The sequence below is a fragment of the Bifidobacterium sp. ESL0820 genome (assembly GCF_052606235.1).
In genome coordinates this window covers 1,328,436-1,349,356 of sequence record NZ_CP199594.1, presented here as the reverse complement: position 1 = coordinate 1,349,356, position 20,921 = coordinate 1,328,436, and the positions used below count along the sequence as shown (strand labels likewise).

General features: G+C 63.7%; 17 protein-coding genes and 1 pseudogene. 7 read left to right on the top strand and 11 right to left on the bottom strand.

Going from position 1 to position 20,921, the window contains the following annotated elements:
- Positions 1 to 62: 62 nt before the first annotated feature.
- Positions 63 to 1,127, bottom strand: a complete 1,065-nt coding sequence (locus ACUIAH_RS05375; protein WP_445340589.1) for a glycoside hydrolase family 43 protein — start codon at positions 1,125 to 1,127, stop codon at positions 63 to 65.
- Positions 1,128 to 1,325: 198 nt separating this feature from the next.
- On the opposite strand from ACUIAH_RS05375, the gene ACUIAH_RS05370 reads away from it, so the two are divergent.
- The 3 genes from ACUIAH_RS05370 to gndA all read left to right on the top strand — a co-directional run bounded on the left by ACUIAH_RS05370 (position 1,326) and on the right by gndA (position 6,356).
- Entirely contained in the window at positions 1,326 to 2,282 is a 957-nt protein-coding gene (locus ACUIAH_RS05370) for a TatD family hydrolase (RefSeq protein ID WP_445340588.1), read from the top strand.
- Positions 2,283 to 2,455: 173 nt separating this feature from the next.
- Positions 2,456 to 4,777: a KUP/HAK/KT family potassium transporter gene (locus ACUIAH_RS05365; RefSeq protein ID WP_445340587.1), complete on the top strand. Its 2,322-nt coding sequence runs from the start codon at positions 2,456 to 2,458 to the stop codon at positions 4,775 to 4,777.
- Positions 4,778 to 4,889: 112 nt separating this feature from the next.
- Positions 4,890 to 6,356, top strand: a complete 1,467-nt coding sequence (gene gndA / locus ACUIAH_RS05360) for an NADP-dependent phosphogluconate dehydrogenase (RefSeq protein WP_445340586.1) — start codon at positions 4,890 to 4,892, stop codon at positions 6,354 to 6,356.
- Positions 6,357 to 6,425: 69 nt separating this feature from the next.
- Here the strand turns inward: gndA and ACUIAH_RS05355 are convergent, their stop codons facing one another.
- Positions 6,426 to 7,460, bottom strand: coding sequence for a LacI family DNA-binding transcriptional regulator (locus ACUIAH_RS05355; RefSeq protein WP_445340585.1), 1,035 nt, complete (start codon positions 7,458 to 7,460; stop codon positions 6,426 to 6,428).
- 298 nt (positions 7,461 to 7,758) lie between these two features.
- On the opposite strand from ACUIAH_RS05355, the pseudogene ACUIAH_RS05350 reads away from it, so the two are divergent.
- Both ACUIAH_RS05350 and ACUIAH_RS05345 read left to right on the top strand, forming a co-directional pair.
- A pseudogene (locus ACUIAH_RS05350) lies at positions 7,759 to 8,307 on the top strand (carbohydrate ABC transporter permease); the annotation flags it as partial.
- A 122-nt stretch (positions 8,308 to 8,429) separates the two neighbouring features.
- Positions 8,430 to 9,320, top strand: coding sequence for a family 43 glycosylhydrolase (locus ACUIAH_RS05345; RefSeq protein ID WP_445340584.1), 891 nt, complete (start codon positions 8,430 to 8,432; stop codon positions 9,318 to 9,320).
- Here the strand turns inward: ACUIAH_RS05345 and gnd are convergent.
- The 3 genes from gnd to ACUIAH_RS05330 all read right to left on the bottom strand — a co-directional run bounded on the left by gnd (position 9,310) and on the right by ACUIAH_RS05330 (position 12,435).
- Positions 9,310 to 10,188, bottom strand: a complete 879-nt coding sequence (gnd, locus tag ACUIAH_RS05340) for a phosphogluconate dehydrogenase (NAD(+)-dependent, decarboxylating) (RefSeq protein WP_445340583.1) — start codon at positions 10,186 to 10,188, stop codon at positions 9,310 to 9,312. The two genes, ACUIAH_RS05345 and gnd, sit on opposite strands and share 11 nt — an antisense overlap.
- An 87-nt stretch (positions 10,189 to 10,275) precedes the next feature.
- The gene (locus ACUIAH_RS05335; RefSeq protein WP_082067524.1) at positions 10,276 to 10,953 is read right to left on the bottom strand and encodes a gluconokinase; all 678 of its coding nucleotides are present in this window, start codon (positions 10,951 to 10,953) and stop codon (positions 10,276 to 10,278) included.
- A 36-nt stretch (positions 10,954 to 10,989) separates the two neighbouring features.
- Positions 10,990 to 12,435, bottom strand: a complete 1,446-nt coding sequence (locus ACUIAH_RS05330; protein ID WP_101431850.1) for a GntP family permease — start codon at positions 12,433 to 12,435, stop codon at positions 10,990 to 10,992.
- Positions 12,436 to 12,667: 232 nt separating this feature from the next.
- Between ACUIAH_RS05330 and ACUIAH_RS05325 the strand changes: the two genes are divergently transcribed.
- Positions 12,668 to 13,444, top strand: coding sequence for a FadR/GntR family transcriptional regulator (locus ACUIAH_RS05325; protein WP_445340582.1), 777 nt, complete (start codon positions 12,668 to 12,670; stop codon positions 13,442 to 13,444).
- A gap of 29 nt (positions 13,445 to 13,473) precedes the next feature.
- Here the strand turns inward: ACUIAH_RS05325 and pgl are convergent, their stop codons facing one another.
- The 3 genes from pgl to zwf all read right to left on the bottom strand — a co-directional run bounded on the left by pgl (position 13,474) and on the right by zwf (position 16,831).
- Complete coding sequence (pgl, locus tag ACUIAH_RS05320) at positions 13,474 to 14,265, bottom strand: 6-phosphogluconolactonase (RefSeq protein WP_445340581.1); 792 nt, start codon at positions 14,263 to 14,265, stop codon at positions 13,474 to 13,476.
- An 80-nt stretch (positions 14,266 to 14,345) separates the two neighbouring features.
- Positions 14,346 to 15,353: a glucose-6-phosphate dehydrogenase assembly protein OpcA gene (locus tag ACUIAH_RS05315; RefSeq protein ID WP_445340580.1), complete on the bottom strand. Its 1,008-nt coding sequence runs from the start codon at positions 15,351 to 15,353 to the stop codon at positions 14,346 to 14,348.
- Positions 15,350 to 16,831, bottom strand: coding sequence for a glucose-6-phosphate dehydrogenase (gene zwf, locus ACUIAH_RS05310; RefSeq protein ID WP_231575765.1), 1,482 nt, complete (start codon positions 16,829 to 16,831; stop codon positions 15,350 to 15,352). The genes ACUIAH_RS05315 and zwf overlap by 4 nt, the downstream gene beginning before the upstream one ends.
- Positions 16,832 to 17,064: 233 nt before the next feature.
- Between zwf and ACUIAH_RS05305 the strand changes: the two genes are divergently transcribed.
- The gene (locus ACUIAH_RS05305) at positions 17,065 to 17,730 is read left to right on the top strand and encodes an HD domain-containing protein (protein WP_045923884.1); all 666 of its coding nucleotides are present in this window, start codon (positions 17,065 to 17,067) and stop codon (positions 17,728 to 17,730) included.
- Here the strand turns inward: ACUIAH_RS05305 and ACUIAH_RS05300 are convergent.
- From ACUIAH_RS05300 to ACUIAH_RS05290, 3 genes are all read right to left on the bottom strand, one after another.
- Positions 17,709 to 18,590, bottom strand: coding sequence for a hypothetical protein (locus ACUIAH_RS05300; RefSeq protein WP_445340579.1), 882 nt, complete (start codon positions 18,588 to 18,590; stop codon positions 17,709 to 17,711). The genes ACUIAH_RS05305 and ACUIAH_RS05300 overlap by 22 nt on opposite strands.
- An 82-nt stretch (positions 18,591 to 18,672) precedes the next feature.
- Positions 18,673 to 19,668: an ATP-binding cassette domain-containing protein gene (locus ACUIAH_RS05295; protein ID WP_445340578.1), complete on the bottom strand. Its 996-nt coding sequence runs from the start codon at positions 19,666 to 19,668 to the stop codon at positions 18,673 to 18,675.
- Positions 19,665 to 20,900: an FtsX-like permease family protein gene (locus ACUIAH_RS05290; RefSeq protein ID WP_445340577.1), complete on the bottom strand. Its 1,236-nt coding sequence runs from the start codon at positions 20,898 to 20,900 to the stop codon at positions 19,665 to 19,667. Before ACUIAH_RS05290 ends, ACUIAH_RS05295 begins: the two co-directional genes overlap by 4 nt.
- Between the last annotated feature and the right edge of the window lie 21 nt (positions 20,901 to 20,921).

Genomic DNA, 20,921 nt, shown 5'->3' with positions numbered 1-20,921 from the left:
TATTTTCGGTTATGCATGAAGGGCAGTGGATCTACATGTGCTCGCATACGCCAAGGAGCCGCTCAGCGGGTCAGGGTGCGTTTCAGAATTCGGTACTCGCTCTCGGTGATGGGCATGATGGAACCGTGGCGCTTGGTCAGCCGGCCGAAGTTCATATCTGTAACCAGATCCCAGTCCTGCCGCTCTCTGGAAGACAGATCGGCACAGCGGAAGGGCAGATAGCCCCGGCCTTCGGCGAACTGGTCGCAGATCAAGCCGAAAGGCATGGCCCGGCCGTCGGGTCCTGCGGCGTCGGCATCGTTGTAGAGGAAGAGCTCGGGGCCCTCCAGATACCGCGAGGAGTAGCGCCCCTGGCCGAAGATGTCGGTCAGGTTGGACAGGTATGACCAGGCCTGGTCGTCGTCGGTACGCACCAGCTCGTAGGTGGCTGCATAGGGGTTGCGGGTGCGTTCCAGGGTGATCTGGTCATCCTTGGAGGCCCGGTACCACCAGCCGTCAGGCGCCTTGAGCATGGTCGTGTCGATGATGCCGTTGCTGCGGTCGATCCACTTGACCGGGCGGGAGAAGGAAACCAGATCAGTGCTGGTGGCGTAGTACATGTTGATGCCGTCACCCAGCTCGTTGGCCAGGTCGGCTGTGGCCGGGTCCTCGGCGCTGTCGGCGGCAGCCGTGGCCCAGAAGACTATCCACTGCCCCCTGTCGGCATCCCAGCAGGCCTCCGGTGCCCAGGCCATGCCCGCCTTGGGAATGGCCGAGGCCACGTCCACCAGGCGGGGTCTGCCCCAGTGGGCCAGGTCCGGCGAATCCCAGATGACCAGGCCGGTGGATCCATCCACCGTGGACCGGCCCTCCTGCCAGCCGCCCCTGTGGTAGACGGACAGGTCGGTGGCGATGATGTGGAAGAGGCCGTCAGGGCCTCGAACAATATAGGGGTCGCGTACGCCGCCCTCGCCCTCGCTCCAGGTCAGAACAGGGTCTCCCTGGGCGCGCAGGTCATGCCAGTGCAGGCCGTCCCGGCTGAGGGCGAAGTAGAGCTGCTCATCCGTCTCAGCCTGTTCATGGCCGGTGAAGTGGACGAAGAGGTAGGCGCTGGTCGCCTCGAACGAGGGCTGCCAATCCATAGACATAATCCACCTTTTCTGCGTTCGGCAACGGTACCGCGGCGGCGGGGGACTGGCAGACGGACGACGGCTGCTTCTTCGTTCTTCCTATCCGGCTGGTCCTGGGCCGTCAGAGGTGATTCTAGCTGCAGTCCTCCCTTTTGGCGGAGTCGGCCACCTGGGCGGGTCGAAGATTGGGCCGCACAAGACCTTAGACTGTGGACCATGAGCAAGCATCATCGCAACCGCAGCTGGGCTCCCGATCCCGAGCCACTGCCCGAAGGCATCGGAGTCATCGACGATCACACCCACATGGCCTCCGTGGTCCCCTTCGCCCAGGAGATGGACCGGCAGGCCAGGGAGCGCGGGCAGGATCCGGTCCCCGTCCGCACAGTCGACCAGCAGCTGGAAAGGGCCCGTGCTGTGGGGGTGGTCGGGGCCATCGACGTGGGTTGCGAGCTGCCCAACTTGCAGACGGCTGTGGACCTGGCACTGGCCCATCCCGGGGTGGTTCACGCGGCCTTGGCCATCCATCCCAATGAGGCCGTCCTGCACGGCCATCGAGGGGTGCCGGGACCGGATGGACTGCCCTTGCAATATCAGCCCTGGCATGAGGTTTCTTTCGAGCAGGCGCTTGAGGAGGTCGCCCGCCTGGCTCGCGCATATCCCGACCAGGTGGTGGCCATCGGAGAGACGGGCATGGACCTCTTCCGAACCGGCCAAGGGGCCGAAGAGATCCAGCGGCAGGCCTTCCGTGATCACATCGCCCTGGCCAAGGAGCTGGACCTGCCCATGCAGATCCACGACCGCGACGCCCATGGGCAGGTTATTGAGACCCTGCTGGAGGACGGCGCCCCCGAGCGCACGATCTTCCATTCCTATTCGGGGGATGCGCAGATGGCCCAGGTGGCCGCCGAGCACGGCTGGTATCTGAGTTTTTCGGGGACGGTCTCCTACAAGGGCAACGAGGGGATCCGCCAGGCCCTGTCCGTGGTCGGCATGGACCACATCATGGTGGAGACCGATGCGCCCTACCTGAGTCCCATGCCTTACCGGGGACGCACCAACTCCCCCTACATGATTCCCTACACCCTGCGTGCTATGGCCGATGCGCTGGACTGCCCCCTGGCCCAGGTGGCCCGAGCAACGGCAACCACCACGCGCCGGGTTTATGGCCTGTGAGGGATGTCCGACGGACAGTGCCAGACCGGGATTAAGCTTATGGAGTGTCGCGGTCTGAATCGCCCCCGCCAAGTGTGGGGGGAGAGTGCTACGGTTGTCGTCGCACGTGTGCGCACAGCAACATACGGCACCCGGAAGTAGATGAGTGAAGGCATTGGCCGATGGAGGGCTCTATGGCGGATGAGCGGCATGAGTTGGCGGCTCAGGATGATGGCAGGGGCGCTGACGAACCACCCCGGTTATCCGGTGAAAAAGCGGCGAAGCCGACGACGGCCCGTCGTAAGGGTCGGCCGACGAAAGAATCGATACTTCCTCAGGAGAGCTTCACCAAGGCTCCCAAGATTTCTGCCAAGTCCCGCACCCGGGAGGAGGAGAACGAGCTCAAGCGGGTCCGGCGCGAGGCCCAGCGGGCAGCCCAGCGTCGTCGCACCCCGCCAAAGGGTCCTCTGGGCCGCTGGTGGCGGCGGGTGCAGTCCTCGCCAGACAGGATCAGCCTGGGCATGTGCATTGTGGCCCTGGGCGTGGTCTACGGAGACATCGGCACCTCGCCCCTGTACACCATGCAGGCCTTCGTGGCCGGGCAGGGCGGCATGGCCCGTGTGGACAGGGCGGCCGTGCTGGGCATGCTCTCCCTGGTTTTCTGGTCCATCACGCTGATCACCACGGTCAAGTACGTTCTGGTGGCCATGCGCATCGACAACAAGGGCGAGGGCGGCATCTTCGCCCTGTACACCCTGGTCCGGCACTACGGCAAATGGCTGGCCATCCCGGCCATGGTCGGCGGCGCAGCCTTCCTGGCTGATTCGGTGCTGACTCCGGCGGTCTCCATATCCTCGGCAGTCGAAGGACTCAAGACCATCCCTGTGCTGACTCCGATCTTCCGTGAAAACGGAAACCTGACCATGGTCATCACCTTCGTGGTCATCCTGATCCTGTTTGCGGTCCAGTCGCGCGGAACCGAGCGGATCGGCAAGGTCTTCGGCAGCGTGGTCATGGTCTGGTTCGCCTTCCTGGCCCTGATCGGCATCTACTGCATCGGCAACGACTGGTCCATCTTCGAGGCGCTGAACCCGGTCTACGGGATCCGCTTCCTCTTCAGCCCGCAGAATCCGGTGGGCTTGACCATCATGGGCACGGTCTTCCTGTCGACCACAGGAGCCGAGGCTCTCTACTCCGACATGGGCCACGTGGGCCGCGGCAACATCTACGCCACCTGGCCCTTCATCAACATCGCCCTGGTCTTCAACTACTTCGGCCAGGGGGCATGGATCCTGCGAAACCGCGACAATAAGGCCCTGCAGGGTGTGGACGGGCTCAACCCCTTCTTCCAGATGATGCCCACCACCGTGCGGTACGTGGCGGTCCTCCTGTCGGTGACGGCCGGCGTCATCGCCTCGCAAGCCCTGATCACGGGAGCCTTCACCATGGTCTCGGAGGCCACCGGCCTCAACTGGATGCCTCACCTTCAGGTGCGCTATCCTGCACGGACCCGTGGCCAGCTTTACATCCCCACCATCAACTGGGTCCTGTGTGTGGCCACGTTGACGGTGCTGGCCATATTCAAGGATTCCGAGCATATCTCAGCCGCCTACGGACTGGCTCTGACGGTGACCATGATCACCACCACCGTTCTGCTGGCTGACTACATCTGGCACGACGGCAAGCGGGCGCTCTCCCTGCTCTTCGCTGCGGTCTTCCTGGCCATCCAGATTCTCTTCTTCATGGCCTCCATGGCCAAGTTCATGCACGGCGGCTGGTTCACCATGCTGCTGACCGCGGCCATCCTCTACATCATGTACACCTGGGATGTGGGCACCAAGGTGGAGCGCTCGCAACGCCGGCATATGACGGCCAAGGAGTGTCTGCCCGCCTTGGAGATGCTCCATAACGACTTCCGCGTCCCCTACTATGCGGACAACCTGGTCTATCTGACCTCGGACGCAGAGATGCGGCGGCTGGACACCGACATCTTCTTCTCCATCTTCGCCAACCGGCCCAAGCGGGCCCGGGCCTGGTGGGCCGTCTCGGTCCAGACCACGGACGCCCCCTACACCCGCAAGTACTCGGTGGAGAACTTCGGCACCAACTACCTCTTCCGCGTGCGTATGAGGCTGGGCTTCAAGGTGGATCAGAATGTGGCCACCTACCTGCACCAGATCATGCACGAGCTGATCGACAGCGGCGAGCTGCCCAAGCAGCCCTCCATCTACCCCAAGGTGGACGAAGACCCGCAGATCGGCACAGTCACCTATGTGCTGGTCCACAAGGCACTGATGCCCGAGTCCAAGATCGACTCCCGCGGCGCCTTCTCGCTGAAGGTCAAGTACGCCATCCGCAAGGTGGCGGGCTCGCCGATCAAATGGTTCGGTCTGGCTCCCTACAATCCCATTGTGGAGGTGCAACCCCTGTTCGTCTCCACCAGGGCCGTTCCCAAGCTGACGCGTGTGGTCCTGCCCTCCCGCAAGATCAAGGGCGGCAAGCACCACAAGGGCTGAGTGAGTGGAATCTCACCCTGGGGAGCCTGGCCCAAATCGAGTCCGGGCCATAGAATTGACGGCATGGAACCTGGTGCCCGGCCTTTCCGGGCTACCGTCGAAAGGTGATGTGATGACACAAGCTCAAGCCAATATCGGAGTCGTGGGTCTGGCCGCCATGGGTGCCAGCCTGTCCAGGAACCTGGCACGGCACGGCAATACCGTAGCGGTCTACAACCGCCACTATTCGCGCACCGAGACCCTGATCAACGATCATGGCCAGGAGGGCCGGTTCGTTCCGGCCAAGACCCTGCAGGAGTTCGTGGCCTCGCTGACCAAGCCCCGCACGGCCATCATCATGGTCAAGGCCGGGGATCCCACCGACCAGATGATCAATGACCTGGCCGACCTGATGGAGCCCGGTGACATCATCGTCGACGCCGGCAACGCCTACTTCAAGGACACCATCCGTCGGGAGAAGGCCATCAGGGCCCGTGGGCTGCACTTCGTGGGCTGCGGCGTCTCTGGTGGCGAGCAGGGCGCCCTCCTGGGGCCCTCCATGATGCCCGGCGGGACCGATGAGTCCTGGAAGACCCTGGGGCCCATCCTGGAGTCCATTGCCGCCAAGGTCGATGGCGAGCCCTGCGTCACCCATATCGGCACCGACGGTGCGGGCCACTTCGTCAAGATGGTCCACAATGGCATCGAGTACGCCGACATGCAGGTGATCGCCGAGTCCTATGACCTGATGCGCCGGGGCCTGGGCATGGAGCCTGAGTCCATCGCCCAGGTCTTCGAAGAGTGGAACCAGGGGGATCTGAACTCCTATCTGGTGCAGATCACCGCTGAGGTGCTCCATCACACCGATGCTGCCACAGGCAAGCCCTTCATCGACATCGTCACCGACCAGGCCGGCATGAAGGGCACCGGCACCTGGACCGTGCAGACCGCGTTGGATCTTGCCGTGCCCGTGACCGGCATCGGCGAGGCCGTCTTTGCCCGGGGGCTGTCCTCCTCGCCGGAGCTGCGCAGTCAGGCGGCCCAAGAGGGTCTGAAGGGGCCGCAGCCCAAGGCCGTCATGGCCGACCTGGCCGACGACCCCGAGGCTCGCAAGTCCTTCATCGAGGACATCCGCCAGGCGCTTTACGCCTCCAAGATCGTGGCCTATGCCCAAGGGTTCAACGAGATGCAGGAGGGTGCCCAGGTCTACGGCTGGAAGCTGGACATGGGTGCCATCGCCCGCATCTGGCGCGGCGGCTGCATCATTCGGGCCAAGTTCCTGAATCGGATCTCCGATGCATACGCCTCTGGCCGTGAGCCGGGCTCCCTGCTCTTCGACCCCTTCTTCAAGCAGGCGGTCGAGCAGGCCCAGGATTCCTGGCGGCGTGTCGTGGCCCGCGCCACCCAGGCCGGCATCCCCATCCCTGTTTTCGCCAGCTCCCTGTCCTACTACGACGGGCTACGTTCCGATAGGCTCCCCGCCGCCCTGATTCAGGGCCAGCGTGACCTCTTCGGCGCCCACACCTATGGGCGCGTGGATCAGCCAGGCGCCTTCCACACCCTCTGGGCCGAGGACAAGTCCGAGATCAAGCAGGACTGAGCTTCTCGCCAGAATCGCAAGGGTCCGCACAGCCGCTCAATCGGCAGCGCGGACCCTTTTGTCAACCTGTCAACGGATCTTGGCTGTGGATTCCCGGACCACCAGCCGGCAGGCTGCAGTCGTCCGAGTGGGAGGACGACTATCGTCGTCGCCCTGCAGACGGGCCAGGAGGGCATCCACCGCCTTGCGGGCCAGATCCTCCTTGTCGGTGCTGATGGTGGTCAGCGAGGGTATGTAGGACTCTCCCTCCTGGATGCCGTCGAATCCCACGACGGCCAGGTCTCGGGGGACCTCCACGCCGCATTCGTGCAGTCCTCGAATCAGACCTAAGGCCAGAGAGTCGGTCATGCAGAAGATGCCGTCAAAGGGCAGGCCGGATGTTTCCGCCAGATGATGGCCCAGATCGCGGGCCATCTCCCCGTCCCAGCGGTCCAGGGGCAGGAAGTCTTTGGGGCGGGCTTTCATTCCGGCGTCCTTCAGAGCCTTCAGGCAGCCGGCTACCCTGCGGCCGCGGACCGAATATCGTTGGACCGGATCAGCGCTGTCCGTCATGTCGGAACCCACTACGCCTATTCGTCGGCATCCGCAGTCCAGCAGGTGCCGCACAGCCATGGCGGCTCCCTCGAATCCGGCCGTCATGACCGAATCGAAGACCGGCTGGGCCGAGGGGTCGTCCAGCAGGACCAGAGGCTTGCCGTCGGCCAGCTCCTGCATCTCCTCGTTGGTGATGCTGCCTGGGCTGAAGATGGTGCCGTCGCAGAGCTGGCTGGTCACATGCCGGAGTATGGAGACCTCGTCTTGCTTGGAGTTGGAGGTCTGCTGGATGATGGCCTGCATGCCGTGGGCGTTGATCTGCCGGGAGATGGCCGCACTCATCTGCGCAGGATAGGGCTTGTCCAGCTCGAAGATGGCCACCCCGATGATGCCGCTCTTGCCTGAGCGCAGGCTTCTGGCTGACAGGTTGGCCGAGTAGCGGAGCTTGCGCGCGGCAAGCAGGACCCTGCGCCTGGTGTCATCCGCTATGCGTGTATCGCCTCGAAGGGCATAGGAGGCAGTGGCCCGAGAGACCTGCGCCTCCTTGGCCACATCGCTCATCGTCACCATCTCGCACCTTTCCCGGGGTTCAGCCATTATCTTAGGCACGCGGGTGGCCTTATCAGGATGTAATTGACACGATTCAACCAACGTGCTATACCATATGGTGACAGCAGGTGAATCGTGTCAATTCCCGGGCCTCGACGTTGAACAGCCCGGACGGATGCTCAGAGGATTGATTGCAAGGAGGAGTCATGAAGCTGAAGCGAGCATGGAAGGGCATAGCTGCGGCGCTGGGGGTCGGCATGGTGGTGTCGGCCATGGGTGCTTGCGGGGCTGGTGGCGCTGACGGGTCCAAGACCACGCTGGGATGATCCAGCGCAAGTCGATCTTCACCTCGGTCATCGGGGTGATCCTCATGATCGCCTTCGTCATTCCCACCCAGTCCACCCTGATCCCCCTCTACCGGATGGAGTCCAGCGTGGGGCTGGTCAACACGCTCCTGGGCCTGATCATCATGTACCTGGGCGGTGCGGTCTTCTGCTACTTCCTGATCGTGGGCTACATGCAGTCCCTGCCCTTCGAGGTCATCGAGGCTGCCAGGATCGACGGGGCCGGCCCCCTAAGGATCTTCTGGAGCATCGTGCTGCCTCTGATCAGGCCCATCCTGACCACGGTGGTGGTCTTCCAGACCATGTCGACCTGGAACGACTTCATGACGGCCAACGTCTTCATCAGCAGCTCCAACCTGCGCACCATCGTCCTGCAGGTCTACAACGCAGTCGGCCAGTTCACCACTGATTGGCCCAGCTTCATGACCATCACGGTCCTGGCCCTGATCCCGGTCTTCGTCTTCTTCATCTTCTGCCAGAAGTGGATCGTCTCCGGACTGGTTGCCGGGGCAGTCAAGGGGTAAGGCGGCCGGTCGCAAGGTCGTAGTCAATGGCGGCGGTCGGAGGTTCCGGCCGCCGCACTCGTAAGGAATCGGAGTCACAGTCCATGGAGGAATTCGCAAGCGCACATCAAGGGTCGAAGGGGATGGGATTGGCGAGCAACCCCTTGCATCGCTACTGTGCGGACCCGGATCTGGTCATGATCGGGGACCGCTGGTACCTCTACTGCACCGAGGACGGTCTGCCTGAATGGTCCTCGCATGCCTTCTATGTCTATGAATCCGGGGACCTTTGCCACTGGACCCGCAGAAAAATCCTGGACTTGGACCAGGTTCCCTGGTGGCATGGAGGACAGGGTGCCTGGGCTCCATGCCTGCTGGTGCGCCAGGGACGCTGCATTCTGTATTTTGTGGCCGACGGGCAGATTGGCCAGGCTGTCGCTCCTGGGCCAACTGGACCCTTTCGGGCAGCCCAGGAGCCATTCATCGCCCGGGGGGACTACGACTGCCTGCCCATCGATCCCTCGGTCTTTGTGGATGACGACGATGTGCCCTATCTGCTCTGGGGCAATGGCCGTGCCTACTTGGGGCAGCTGAGTCCGGACGGCCTGCGTCTGGAAGATGGCTCAGTGCGTTCCGCTGTGCCCGACAACTTCCGCGAAGCCATCACTGTTTGCCGACGGGCAGACACCTACTATGCCTCCTGGTCGGAGAACGACACCAGGGATCCGAGCTACCGGATCCGCTGGTCCAAGGCGCCATCGCTGGACGGGCCCTGGACCGCGCCCCAGATCCTGATCAAGGCTGATCATGCCAAGGGGATCCTGGCTACAGGGCACCACTGCATCACCCGTGTGCCAGGCCAGGACGACTGGATCGTGGCCTACCACAGGTTCGCCAAGGACGGCCGGGGCGACGGCTGTCATCGCGAAATCGTCTTCGCTCCCTTGGATTTCGCCGATGACGGCGCCATGGTCCAGGTCCGTCCGCAGGTAGGATCCTACTGGTACCCGGCCCGGAACCCGGTCACTCCCTGACGATGGGGTGGCCGCCGAAGGCGCTGCGCAGGGCGGAGACCACCTTCATGGTCATGGGGTCCTCGATCTTGGAGGACTGGCGGGCATAGAGGGCCGAGGTGATGGCCGGCGTGGGCACCCCCAGCTCCAGGGCGTCCGCGATCATCCACTTGGTCTCGCCGGTCTCATCGGCCTTGCCGGCGATTCCGCTCAGGTGCGGGTCCTCTTTCAGGGCCTGGGCCAGCAGGTCCAGCAGCCAGGACTGGATGACCGAACCCTTACGCCAGGACTCCACCACTTCGCCTGGCTCCTTGATCAGGTCCGAGGCCTCCAGGACCGCATATCCCTCGGCCAGGGCCTGCATCATCCCGTACTCGATGCCGTTGTGAACCATCTTGGCATAGTGGCCCGCACCGGTTCCTCCCGCATGGACCAGACCGTAGTCGCCCTCGGGCTTCAGGGTGTCCAGAATGGGCTGGATCCGGGCCACGTCCTGGTCCGATCCGCCGACCATCAGGGCGTAGCCCTTCTCCTTGCCCCAGATGCCATTGGAGGTGCCCACATCCACCAGGCCTATGCCCTTGGCGGCCAGGGCTTGGGCGTGCTCCTGGTCCTGGGTGAATCGGGTGTTGCCCCCGTCCACTACCAGGTCGCCGCGCTCCATCAGCTCACCCAGCTGATCGAGCGTGGACTCGATGGGCTTGCCGGCCGGGACCATGACCCAGATCACTCGGGGGGCCTCGAGGGCCTGGACCAGGGCTTGCAGGCTGTCCACATCCCTGCCCGAGTCCGGCGCGATGTCGTAGCCGACCACTTGGTGGCCGCCGGTGCGCAGGCGGTCCGCCATGTTCTTGCCCATGCGTCCCAGGCCGATCATGCCAATCTTCATAGTGTCAGTTCCTCTCCATTGACTGCAACAGTGTGAAGTTGACCGCGATGGTTGGTGGTCGGCCGCGGTCGGGCCGAATCGTCGGTGCTACTGGCGGGCTGCCTGCCGGGCGCGCTCGGCCTGAACCTGGGCGGTGTGCGCCTTGACGTCGCACTGCAGGCCCAGGGTGTCGATGACCTCTTCGGCCTCGATCTCGGGCGACATGCGCAGACCCACGTCGATGGTCAGGTGGACCTCGTCCGGTCCCAGGGGCTCCAGATCGTCGAACTGGGAGCGGAGCATCTGCGGCTTCATGAAATGGCCCTTCCGCTTGGAGAGCCGCTCCATGATGGAGTCGTAGTCCCCGCTCAGGTGGATGAAAACCACCCCAGGCATCCGCAACCGGTCACGATAGATCCGCTTCAGGGCCGAGCAGGTGACGGTCCCAGGCACCCCACGGCGCATGTGATCCTCGATCCAATCATGGATGCTGTCCAGCCAGGGCCAACGGTCCTCGTCGTTCAGGGGGATGCCGCGGGCCATCTTGTCGATGTTGGCCTGGGGGTGGAAGTCGTCGGCCTCGGCCATGTCCCAGCCCAGCTTGTTGCCCAGGTGCTCGTTCATGGTGGTCTTGCCGCAGCCGGCAACCCCCATGATGACCAGAACGGGCGTGCGGCCCTGGAAGTAGTCCGGGGGAACCGTGTTGTCCACTGCCGAGGGGACCTGGGGCTCCGGGTGATCCTCTGCGCTCAGCGCGTCGGAATTCTTTGATGATGTGTCGACCATGTGCAACCTTTCTGAAAAGTAATCTGACAATGATGTTCAGGCGGTGATGGGCACAAAGATGCTGGCGATCATGACCAGAACCAGAACCACTACCGACAGCAGGCATTCCAGAACCGACCAGGTCTTCAGAGTCTCGCCAACGCTCAGGCCGAAGTACTCCTTGATCAGCCAGAAGCCTGCGTCGTTGAGGTGGGAGAGGAAGATGGAGCCGGCGCCGATGGCGATGACCAGGAGCGTAGTGGCCGTGGAGCCGGCATGCATCATGGTCATGGCGTTGCTGAGGATGCCGGCCGTGGTCAGGATGGAGACGGTGGCCGAGCCTGTGGCGATGCGCACGAAGACGGCGATGACCCAGCCCAGCAGGAAGATGGAGATGTTGGAGTGCTCCACAAAGGTGCCGATGATCTTGCCGATGCCGGTGGAGACCAGTACGCCCTTGAAGCCGCCGCCTGCGCCCACGATCAGCAGGATGCCTGCCACAGCGGGCAGCGAGGCTCCCAGGGAGTCATTGACGGTCTTCCAGGAGATGCCCGAAGCGGCCTTGAGGACCAGCATGGAGACAATCAGTGCTATGGCCAGGGCCATGACCGGGTTGCCGATGAAGTTGATGGTCTGTGCCAGGCCGTCCGTGCGATCCTTGAAGCCGGGAATGGCGATCTCGAAGATGGAGGTCAGCAGCATGAGGACTGCCGGCAGCAGGATGCAGCAGACCGAGATGGCGAAGGAGGGCAGTCGGGTCTCCTCCTTGCCCGCCTGCTCGCTCTTGGCCACAAAGTCGGTCGGTGCCTGGATGGGCACCCAGCGGGAGGCCAGCCGGGAGAAGCCCGGGCCCACGACGACCAGGGTGATCAGGGCGAAGGGGATGCCGAACATCATGGTCAGGCCCACATTGCCGGTCTGCTTGAACTGGCTCAGGGCTGCCAGGGGGCCGGGGTGGGGAGGCACGCAGGCGTGCATGATGGACAGGCCTGCCAGGGTGGGGATGGCCACCCGCATCAGCGGGAGCTTGGTACGGCGGGCCACCAGAATGATGACCGGGACCAGGATGACCAGGCCAACCTCGAAGAACATGGGCAGGCCGATCAGGGCGCCGATCAGGGCCATGATCCAAGGGATGGTGGCGGGCTTGGACTTGGCGACCAGGGTGTTGACCACCTGGTCGGTGGCTCCGGTGTCCATGAGGACCTTGCCGATCATGGCTCCCAGGCCGATCAGAATGCCCACGGAGCCCATGGTGGAGCCGAACTCGCCGGTGAAGCTGGTCAGGGTGGCCACGGGACCATAGCCGGAACCGATGCCGACCACCAGGGCGGCACCCAGCAGGGAGACAAAGGGGTGAAGCTTAACGACGGTGACCAGGAAAATGAGCACTGCCAGGCTGAGCACCAGACTGATGCCCAATTGGGTGGTGTTCAGGGAAACGGCCTGACTCGCCGCCAGGGTCAGGTACCCGCCGGCTGTCGGCTGCGACGCTAAAAGCATTGCTGCCTCTTCTCTGAGGATGCGAACCGTTCGGCCTGAGCAGCTTTCCGGCTCTTATTTTTGCATTACATAATATCGACAGTGTGATATTACGTATGCCTTAACAGACCATATCTTACACGAACCTGTGACGGTTTGGAAGATGGCATGCTGAGGACAGGATTGAGCCTCCGCTTGTTTGCAGAATCGTTTGATCCCTTTGGGAACGAGCCCGGTTGCTAGAGTGGAATTCGTGGAAAGCGCGAGCAAGCCTGAGGACGAAACCGCTACAGAAGGCACCCTGCATGACCGGCTCCTGGACCAGTGGGGGGCGGCCATCGTCGATGGCGCCATCGCTCCGGGCGACCGATTGCCTGCCCCTAATCTGGATAGCCAGAGGCCCTCGCGCACGGTGACCAGGGAGGTCACCAGGGTTCTTGAAGCCATGGGTCTGGTCACCGTCAAACGCAAGGTCGGTGCCACGGTCAACCCCCGTCGGCTCTGGAACATCTATGATCCGCGGGTGATCGAGTGGAGGCTGCGCGGACCTGGCCGGGGGCGAACCCTGCATGAGCTGTCCGAGCTCAGGGCATGCGTGGAGCCCATGGCTGCCCAGCTGGCAGCCAGCCACGCTGATCAGGATCAGTGGGCGAAGCTGACGCGGGCCGCCATTGACATGGTTGCCAACGCTGACCGGGCCGACGGGCCGGACTATCTTCGGGCTGACGAAACCTTCCATCGAACCCTGCTTGAGGCATCGGGCAACGCTATGTTCGCGGCCCTGGGCGATGTGATTGCTTCAGTGCTGTCTGGGCGGACCCGGCATGAGCTTATGCCCAGGAAGGCTGATGAGAAGGCGCTGCGGCTGCACGGGGACGTGGCTGCGCTGATACGGCGGGGCGATGCAGAGGGTGCCCGCCACGCCATGGATTGGATCGTCGACGAATCCGACCGGGCTATCGAACAAATGACTAGAAAAGACTCCGAAAGCTCCGTCCCTGCTGCGGATGAGGAATCTTCGGAGTCCTGAAATCTGTAGAGGCTCTTGTTGCTGAAGGATCAGCGCAGTTTCGAGGCGGCATCAGCGTCCAGGAGCCAGAGGGTCTCCAGGGTGCCCCTGGCATACGAGGAGGGGACATGGGGGTCGTCTGTGGTTCCCAGGGCTGCAGCCACGGCCGAAGCCTTTTCAGCGGTTGAGGTGAAGAGCCAGACCTTGGGGGTCCGGCGGATGAATGGCGTGGTCATGGTGACCCTGAGCGGCGGCAGCTTGGGGGAGTTGCTGACGCCCGTCACCAGCAGATCGTCATCCTGCAATCTGACCTCGGACCGGTCGGGGAAAAGGGAGGCATAGTGGCCGTCGGGTCCCACGCCAAAGACAGCCAGGTCCATATGGCCCTCAGGGCCCAGCTGGTCGATGATCTCCTGCTGGTAGGTGGCTGCCGCCTGGGCCAGAGCCTGTTCGTTCTCCTCCTGGTCAGCGGCTTCCACCTGGGCTGGGCTGCGGGTGTCCACGGGCATGGGATGCACGTTGGCCTGGGGCAGCAGCCCCTGGTCGATCAGCGAGCCATACCAGGCCCGCCGTGCCTGTTCGTCGTTGCGGTCCGGGTCTTCCAGTCCCACGAACCGCTCATCGCTCCACCAGAGGTGGACCCGGCTCCAGTCCACGCTCTGGCTCAGGGGATCAGCGCCCATCAGGGCATAGACCTCCGCAGCGTCCCGGCCGCCGGTCAACGCCAGGTCGGCCCGGTCCTGACGGGCCAGGAGGTCGCCCAGCTCCAGCAGGATCCGGGCTGCGGTGGCTTGATTGAGCAGCTTGGTTGTGGCATAAGTCACGACACGACGATCGGTCATCTGATCCTCCTTGCATGCAGGTGAAGCTGGCCTCAGCCTACACCCAGACGTTTGCATATGAATTGAGTCACTGCAGAGGTCTACTGGTGGTCAACCATTCCCCAGCCGGTGTGGATAACCTCCTGATAGACCTCGTCAGGATCCAGTCGACCCAGTTCCTCGCTCATGCAGTCCACGGCAGAGCGCAGGGGCATGGAGATGGTCTGCGAGGCCTGACCGGGCTGGTTGATCCGGGCCTGGTCGTCATGGTGGCGCTCCATGCTCATGACCCCGTCCGGACGTTCGAAGTAGACGCCGGTGACCGCCTGAGCCTGCGGGTCGCGCTCGACAGTGACCGGCACCTTTAGCTTCAGAGCCAGCCAGGAGGCCAGCAGCTCCAACGGCAGGTAGTGGGCTTGGCCGGTCACCCTGACCGAACGGATGGGCAGGTGGGGCGGCTGCTGCACCATGGAGGTCAACAGCGCTCGCCAGATGGTGATCCTGGTCCAGGACAGGTCCACGTCCTCAGCGTGCGAATGGGCCAGCAGCCCGGCGAAGGTGGCCTGGCGATCGTCGGCCTCCATGGCATCGGTGATTCTGCTGGCGGCCATGGTCCCGATGGGATCCTGCGAGGGATCCAGGGGCGGATTGGTGGGCCACCAGACTACCAGAGGCGCATCCGGCACCAGGAGGGGAATGACCAGGGCATCGGAATGGTCCAGCAGGGCTGCCACTGGACGCAGGACCACCACTTCGCCGGCACCGGCATCCGAGCCGAAACGTATTTCGGCATCCAGCGTGCGATCCCCGTTGTGGTCGGTGTTCTTGTAGGAGACGCAGTCATCAGAGGTCTGTGCTGCAGCGGTCCTCTGGTCCGCATCCTGACCGGCCTGATGGTCTTCGGCATCGGTCACTATGGCGATGACCCGGCAGGGATGTTCGCGGCTTGCGGCGTTTATGGTCTCCAGGGCTGTCTCCAGATGGGCCTGCTCGGTGATGATGACCAGGGTCAGCACCCGTCCCTGGGCGGCCTCCCCGCGTTCAACGTGGAGTTCGTCGATCTCCCGGGCGATGGCGGAGGTAGTGGTGTTGTTCAGTCTGACGATCATGGCATCCTCCAGTGGTATCCGTCGCGGGCCAGCATCAGATCAGCCTCCCGCGGACCCCAGGTGCCGGCTCGGTAGGGCTGGGGCTGGCCCTGTCCGGCCCAGAACTCCTCGATGGGGTCCAGGATCTTCCAGGAGAGATTGACCTCCTCGGTGGTAGGGAAGAGGGGCGGGTCTCCCAGGAGCACGTCCAGGATCAGCCGCTCGTAGGCCTCGGGGGAGGCCTCGGTGAAGGAACGCCCGTAGGAGAAGTCCATGTTGACGTCGCGCACCTCCATGGCCGAGCCAGGGGTCTTGGCCCCGAAACGCATGGTCACGCCCTCGTCGGGCTGCACGCGGATGACTACGGCGTTGGCGCCCAGTTCCCGGGTGGCCGTGGCCTCGAAGGGCAGGTGGGGGGCACGCTTGAAGACGATGGCGATCTCGCTGACCCGCTTGCCCAGGCGCTTGCCCGTGCGCAGGTAGAAGGGGACGCCGGCCCAGCGGCGGGTGTCCACATCCAGCCTGATGGCCGCATAGGTTTCAGTGGTGGAGGAGGGGTCGATACCGTCCTCGTCCAGGTAGCCGACCACGTGCTGGGACCCCTGCCAGCCGGCCGTGTACTGGCCTCGAGCAGTGTGGGCCGCCAGGTCCTTGGGAAGACGGACAGCAGAAAGGATCTTGGTCTTCTCAGCCGTCAGATCCGACGCTGAGAAGGAGACCGGCTCCTCCATGGCCGTCAGGGCCATCAGCTGCAGGAGGTGGTTCTGGATGACGTCCCGGGCTGCTCCGATTCCGTCGTAGTAGCCGGCCCTGCCGCCGATGCCCATGTCCTCGGCCATGGTGATCTGCACGTGGGAGACGTAGTTGGAGTTCCAGACCGGCTCGAACATCATGTTGGCGAAGCGCAGGGCCAGGATGTTCTGCACGGTCTCCTTGCCCAGGTAGTGGTCGATGCGGAAGACCGAATCCGGCTCAAAGACCTCGGAGACCACCCGGTCAAGCTCCTTGGCCGAGGCCAGGTCGTGGCCGAAGGGCTTCTCGATGATGACGCGGCGCCAGGCCCCTTCCTTGGAGTGGGAAAGCCCCGACTCGGCCAGCTGACGGGCCACCTGGGGGAAGGCCTTGGGCGGCACCGACATGTAGAAGGCATGGTTGCCGCGTGTGCCCCGGACCCGATCCAGCTCCGAGACGGTGGCCGACAGGCGGCGGAAGGCCTCGGCATCGTCGAAGCTGCCCTTGACGAAGCGCATGCCCTGGCTGAGATGTCGCCAGGTGGATTCGTTGAAGGGGGTGCGGCAGTGGGCGCGGACGTTCTCCTCCGCAAAGGCGACGAACTGCTGGTCGCTCCAGTCGCGCCGTCCGAAGCCGATCAGCCCGAAGCTGGCTGGAAGCAGCCCCCGGTTGGCCAGGTCATAAACAGCCGGCAAGAGCTTTTTCTTGGCCAGATCTCCGGTGACGCCGAAAATGACCAATGAGCTGGGGCCCGCGATGCGCGGCATGCGCAGATCGCGCGGGTCCAGCAGGGGGTTGTGCCAGGGCGCCTGTCGGCCGCCGTCCTCGTCTGGAGGAGCGGGCTGGTCGGCGGAGCGCACAAGTGGTGAAGTGTCCATAGTGCTCCTCGTGAAATGCTGTGGCTCCTAGTGTACTGTCGGCGGCAGAAGGGCAGGGCCGATTATCCGCTGAAGTGTGCATAAGCGTCGCAAAGGTCACATTTGCGGCAGGAATCCCTAGAATGGTCGGTATGATTCCCAATGTTCCCATGGCCGAGGCCCTGCACCGTCAGTATGCGCCCTCCCAAGCCGCCTATGAACTGATACACACCCACTGCCAGATCATTGCCGCCCTCGCGGTGCGTATGGCCGACCAGGTCAACGAACGCCTGCTGCGTGATGATGATCCTGACGGGGTTCTGCCCGAGCGGCCTCTGGACCGTGACCTGGTCCGCACGGGCGCCTTGCTGCACGACATCGGTACCTACCGGATCCTCAAGGACGATGGTTCCCAGGGCCGCCCCCTGACCTTCCAGGGCGAGCGGTACATCGAACATGGGCTGGAGGGTTACCACTTGCTGCTGGACGCTGGGGTGGACGAGTCGGTGGCCCAGTTCGCCCGCAACCATACCGGGGTGGGGCTGACCCGCCGCCAGGTTGAGGAGGAGCATCTGAACCTGCCGCCTGACGACTACCTGCCGGTCAACCCTGAGCAGGAGGTGGTCATGTATGCGGACAAGTTCCACAGCAAGCACCAGCCGCCCATCTTCGTCTCCGAGCCCACTGCCGCCAAGCGCACAGCCAAGTATGGTCCTGACAACCTGGCCCGCTGGAGGCAACTGGTGGCCCGGTATGGGGTGCCGGATCTGCAGCCCCTGGCCAAGCACTACGGCATGACCATCGTCTGATCCGGCCGGGCCGGCCCCCAGGAACTGCGGAAGCGGCCGCCGAATTCGCGCAGCATCCACGGGTCTGGTTGATAGGGATCGACTGGATCGGTCCGGCAGGTCGCTACGGCTTTCAAGAACGAGACCATGCCCTGCGGCCCGTAAGCGTAAGGGGCTGCGCACCAGACCGGGTTTCCCTCCAGGACGAGAGGCCGATCCGATCCACGGAGGAAGGCCAGATCCACGCTGATCGGAGCAGGAGATCGACCTTTGGCTGCCTGGAGGGCGCAGTTCTCGGCGATCGTTCGATGCCTGGGATCGAAGATGGCGCCGTCGAAGACCGTGGTAATGGCTCGAGAGCCCTCGTCCTCATGCAGGCAGTATCCGCTGGAGGCCGCGATTCGATCCCTGTCGATGATGACCCGCCACTCCTCATGGATATTGGGCAGGTGGGTCTGGATTCGAATCAGCGATTGCGCAGGGGCTGTCCGCAGATCGCTCTGCAGGCCTTCAAGGGTCCGTCGGGCCGCAGGCAGGCCCGATACCCGGCCGGCGGCCAGCTGCGACCAGGGACGTTGTCCCAAGCCCGATGGCAGCCGACGCCAGGTCAGGATGGTTTCTGCCGTCACAGTCAGAATCCTGCGTTCGGTCAGGGACTGGTCCAGTTCATCCAGCCACAAAGTCGGTGGGGCTGACAGGGCCCATGAGGGACGGCCTTGGGATGCCAGCCAGGCGTTCTGAGCGATCAGCAGCCCTGGGGTAATCCATATGGCTTCCTTGACGCCGACCTCCCGAACGGGTCCGAATCCATGGTGATGATGCAGGATGACCCTCCCTTGCCGGTGTGGGTCATTGTTGCATGAACCGATTTGTTCGGTCATGACCCGGGGTATCCACTCCTCATGGGTGATGACCGAACAAATCAGTGCAGTGCTGTCCGTCCCCGGCCGGGAAGGCTGGGGCTCAATCGACGATGAATCGGTCGTCGTAGGTGCCCTCGTCCACGGTGTCAGAACCGCCGGAGGTCAGGATGATCACTGCGCAGTCATGACGGCGGGAGACCCGCTTCAGGGTGGCCAGCAGGGTGTCCCAGTCGCTCGGCTCCAGCCCCTCGGTGGGTTCGTCGGCGATGAGCACGTCGCACTCGCAGCACAGGGCACGGGCCACGGAGGCCAAGCGGAAGTCCAAGTGGCCCAGATCAGCCGTCAGCTTGTCCTGCAGGCGCTCCGGGAAGCCCACCTCGTCCAGCAGCTGACGGGCCAGATTGTCCTTGGGGCCCAGGAAGGTGCGTCCGCTGGCCTCCATGGTGTAGACAAGATTCTGTACGGCGGTCAGGTCGCGCCTCAGGGCATCGGTGCCGAAGATGGCTCCGATCTGATGGCCGCGATAGTCGGAAGCCAGCAATTGGCGCAGGTCCGTGCCCCGGAAGAGCACGCTGCCCTGGGTAGGAGCGCGCAGACCGGTCATTAGGGCCATCAGAGCGGCCCGTCCGGAAGGCGTAGTGGTCTCCACTGAATAGATGCGGCGGCGCTGGAATTCCAGATCGACATCGTCCAGGATCTGTTCGGGGCGACCCTGGACCTTGCGCGTGTAATCCACATGCTTCAGGGAGAGCACCGGGTAGCCGCCAGGAACCAGAATCCGCTGTTCATCGGTCTCCAGCAGCGGGTCCTCCTCCCGATCGCCGTCGGGATCTTCGGCATTTTCCTGCTCGATGACCACCTTGAAGGCAGCCATCGACACGTCCTCTTCAGAGGAATCATCCTCCTCGGACTTTTCGCCCGTCTGAGTGGCTGCTTCTTCCCCGGATTCGGGCAGCGGTTCGGTGCTGGTGTTCTCGTCGGCTTTTCGCTCGGCATCGGCCGTTGCTTGAGCGGCTTGCTTCTGATCGGCGGCCTTGGTCTCGGCCTTTTCCTGGGAGTTTTCGTCCGGCTGCTGGTCCGATGTCTTTTTGCTCATGCCTCGTCCTCCAGGTCGTTGGTGTATAGCTGGGCGGTTCTGAAGGCCGCTACCCTGGCGGCTGCTGCCAGAGCGAGGACCAGGCAGACGGCCAGGCCAATCAGGATCATCTTCCAGATAAGACCAGCATGCGGCATGCTGGCCAGGCTCCCCAGCCGGAAGAGCGACCGGCCCAGGGGCCGACTGATCGCGGTGCCCAGAGCCAGGCCCAGCACCAGTCCGGGCAGGGTGAGCAAGAGGGTCTCCAGGGCGAACTGCCAACCCAGCCGAGCCTTGTGGACCCCGATGGTGATGGCCATGCCGATTTCGTTGGCACGGCCGCGCAGCATGAGGAACAGGCAGCCCAGCAGAACCAGCCCGCCCAGCAGGCAGACCAGGATAATGGCGATTCGCGCCTGGTCGGCGGCCCGGTGGACCGGCTCCATCCGCCGCTGGTAGTTCTTCAGACTGGGGGAGTCGATGTCGTACTGCGAGGCCTTGAGCCCGTCCTTGCGCAGCTCCTTGATGAACTTCTGGTAGGTGCTCGGCGAATCCAGGACGAAGGCCACGAGCAGTTCATGGCCGGGGTCTCCGGGTTTGGTGGCTGCATCCAGCCCCAGCATGGCAAAAGTGGGATAGGCCGTGTAAATGGCCCGGTTGGCTGTCTGATCGGCGGCCTTGCGGTAGTGGTAGGTGCCGGAGATGGTCAGCTTGACCTGCTGATCCTGCTGGCGGGGATCCTTGATGGTCAGGGTGTCGCCCACCTTGAGCTTGTTGGCCTGCGCCATTTGCTTGGAGATCAGCACGGTCTGGGCGCCGGAGGCATTCTGGGAGGCGTAGTCCAGCCCCTTGCCCTGATCCACGGCGAAGGGGCCGTGAGGCAGGGTGGGTTCGGCCTCCTTGTCGGAGACGCCCACCAGGGAGTAGGTGCCTGACTGGGGCAGTCCCTCCGGGCTGATGTCGGCGGTCTCATGGAAGTAGGCCTTGTACTGCATGCCGTCCATCTGCAGGCGCTGGGCGTACTTGGAATACTCGTTCCAGCCCAGGGGAGAGGCCTTGGTTCCCTTGCGCGGGCTGATGACGGCATCCACCTGTTGGGATTCGTAGTCTGTGGTGCGTGCCTTGGTGTCAGCCTGGAGCACGGTGGCCGCCGTCGTGGTCAGAGCCGCCACGACCAGGCAGGCCAGGACCATGACCAGGCTCCGCGCCGCATGCCGCCTGATGGTGAACCAGGCGTTCTTGAGAACGAACATGACACCCTTCCTGATAGCGTT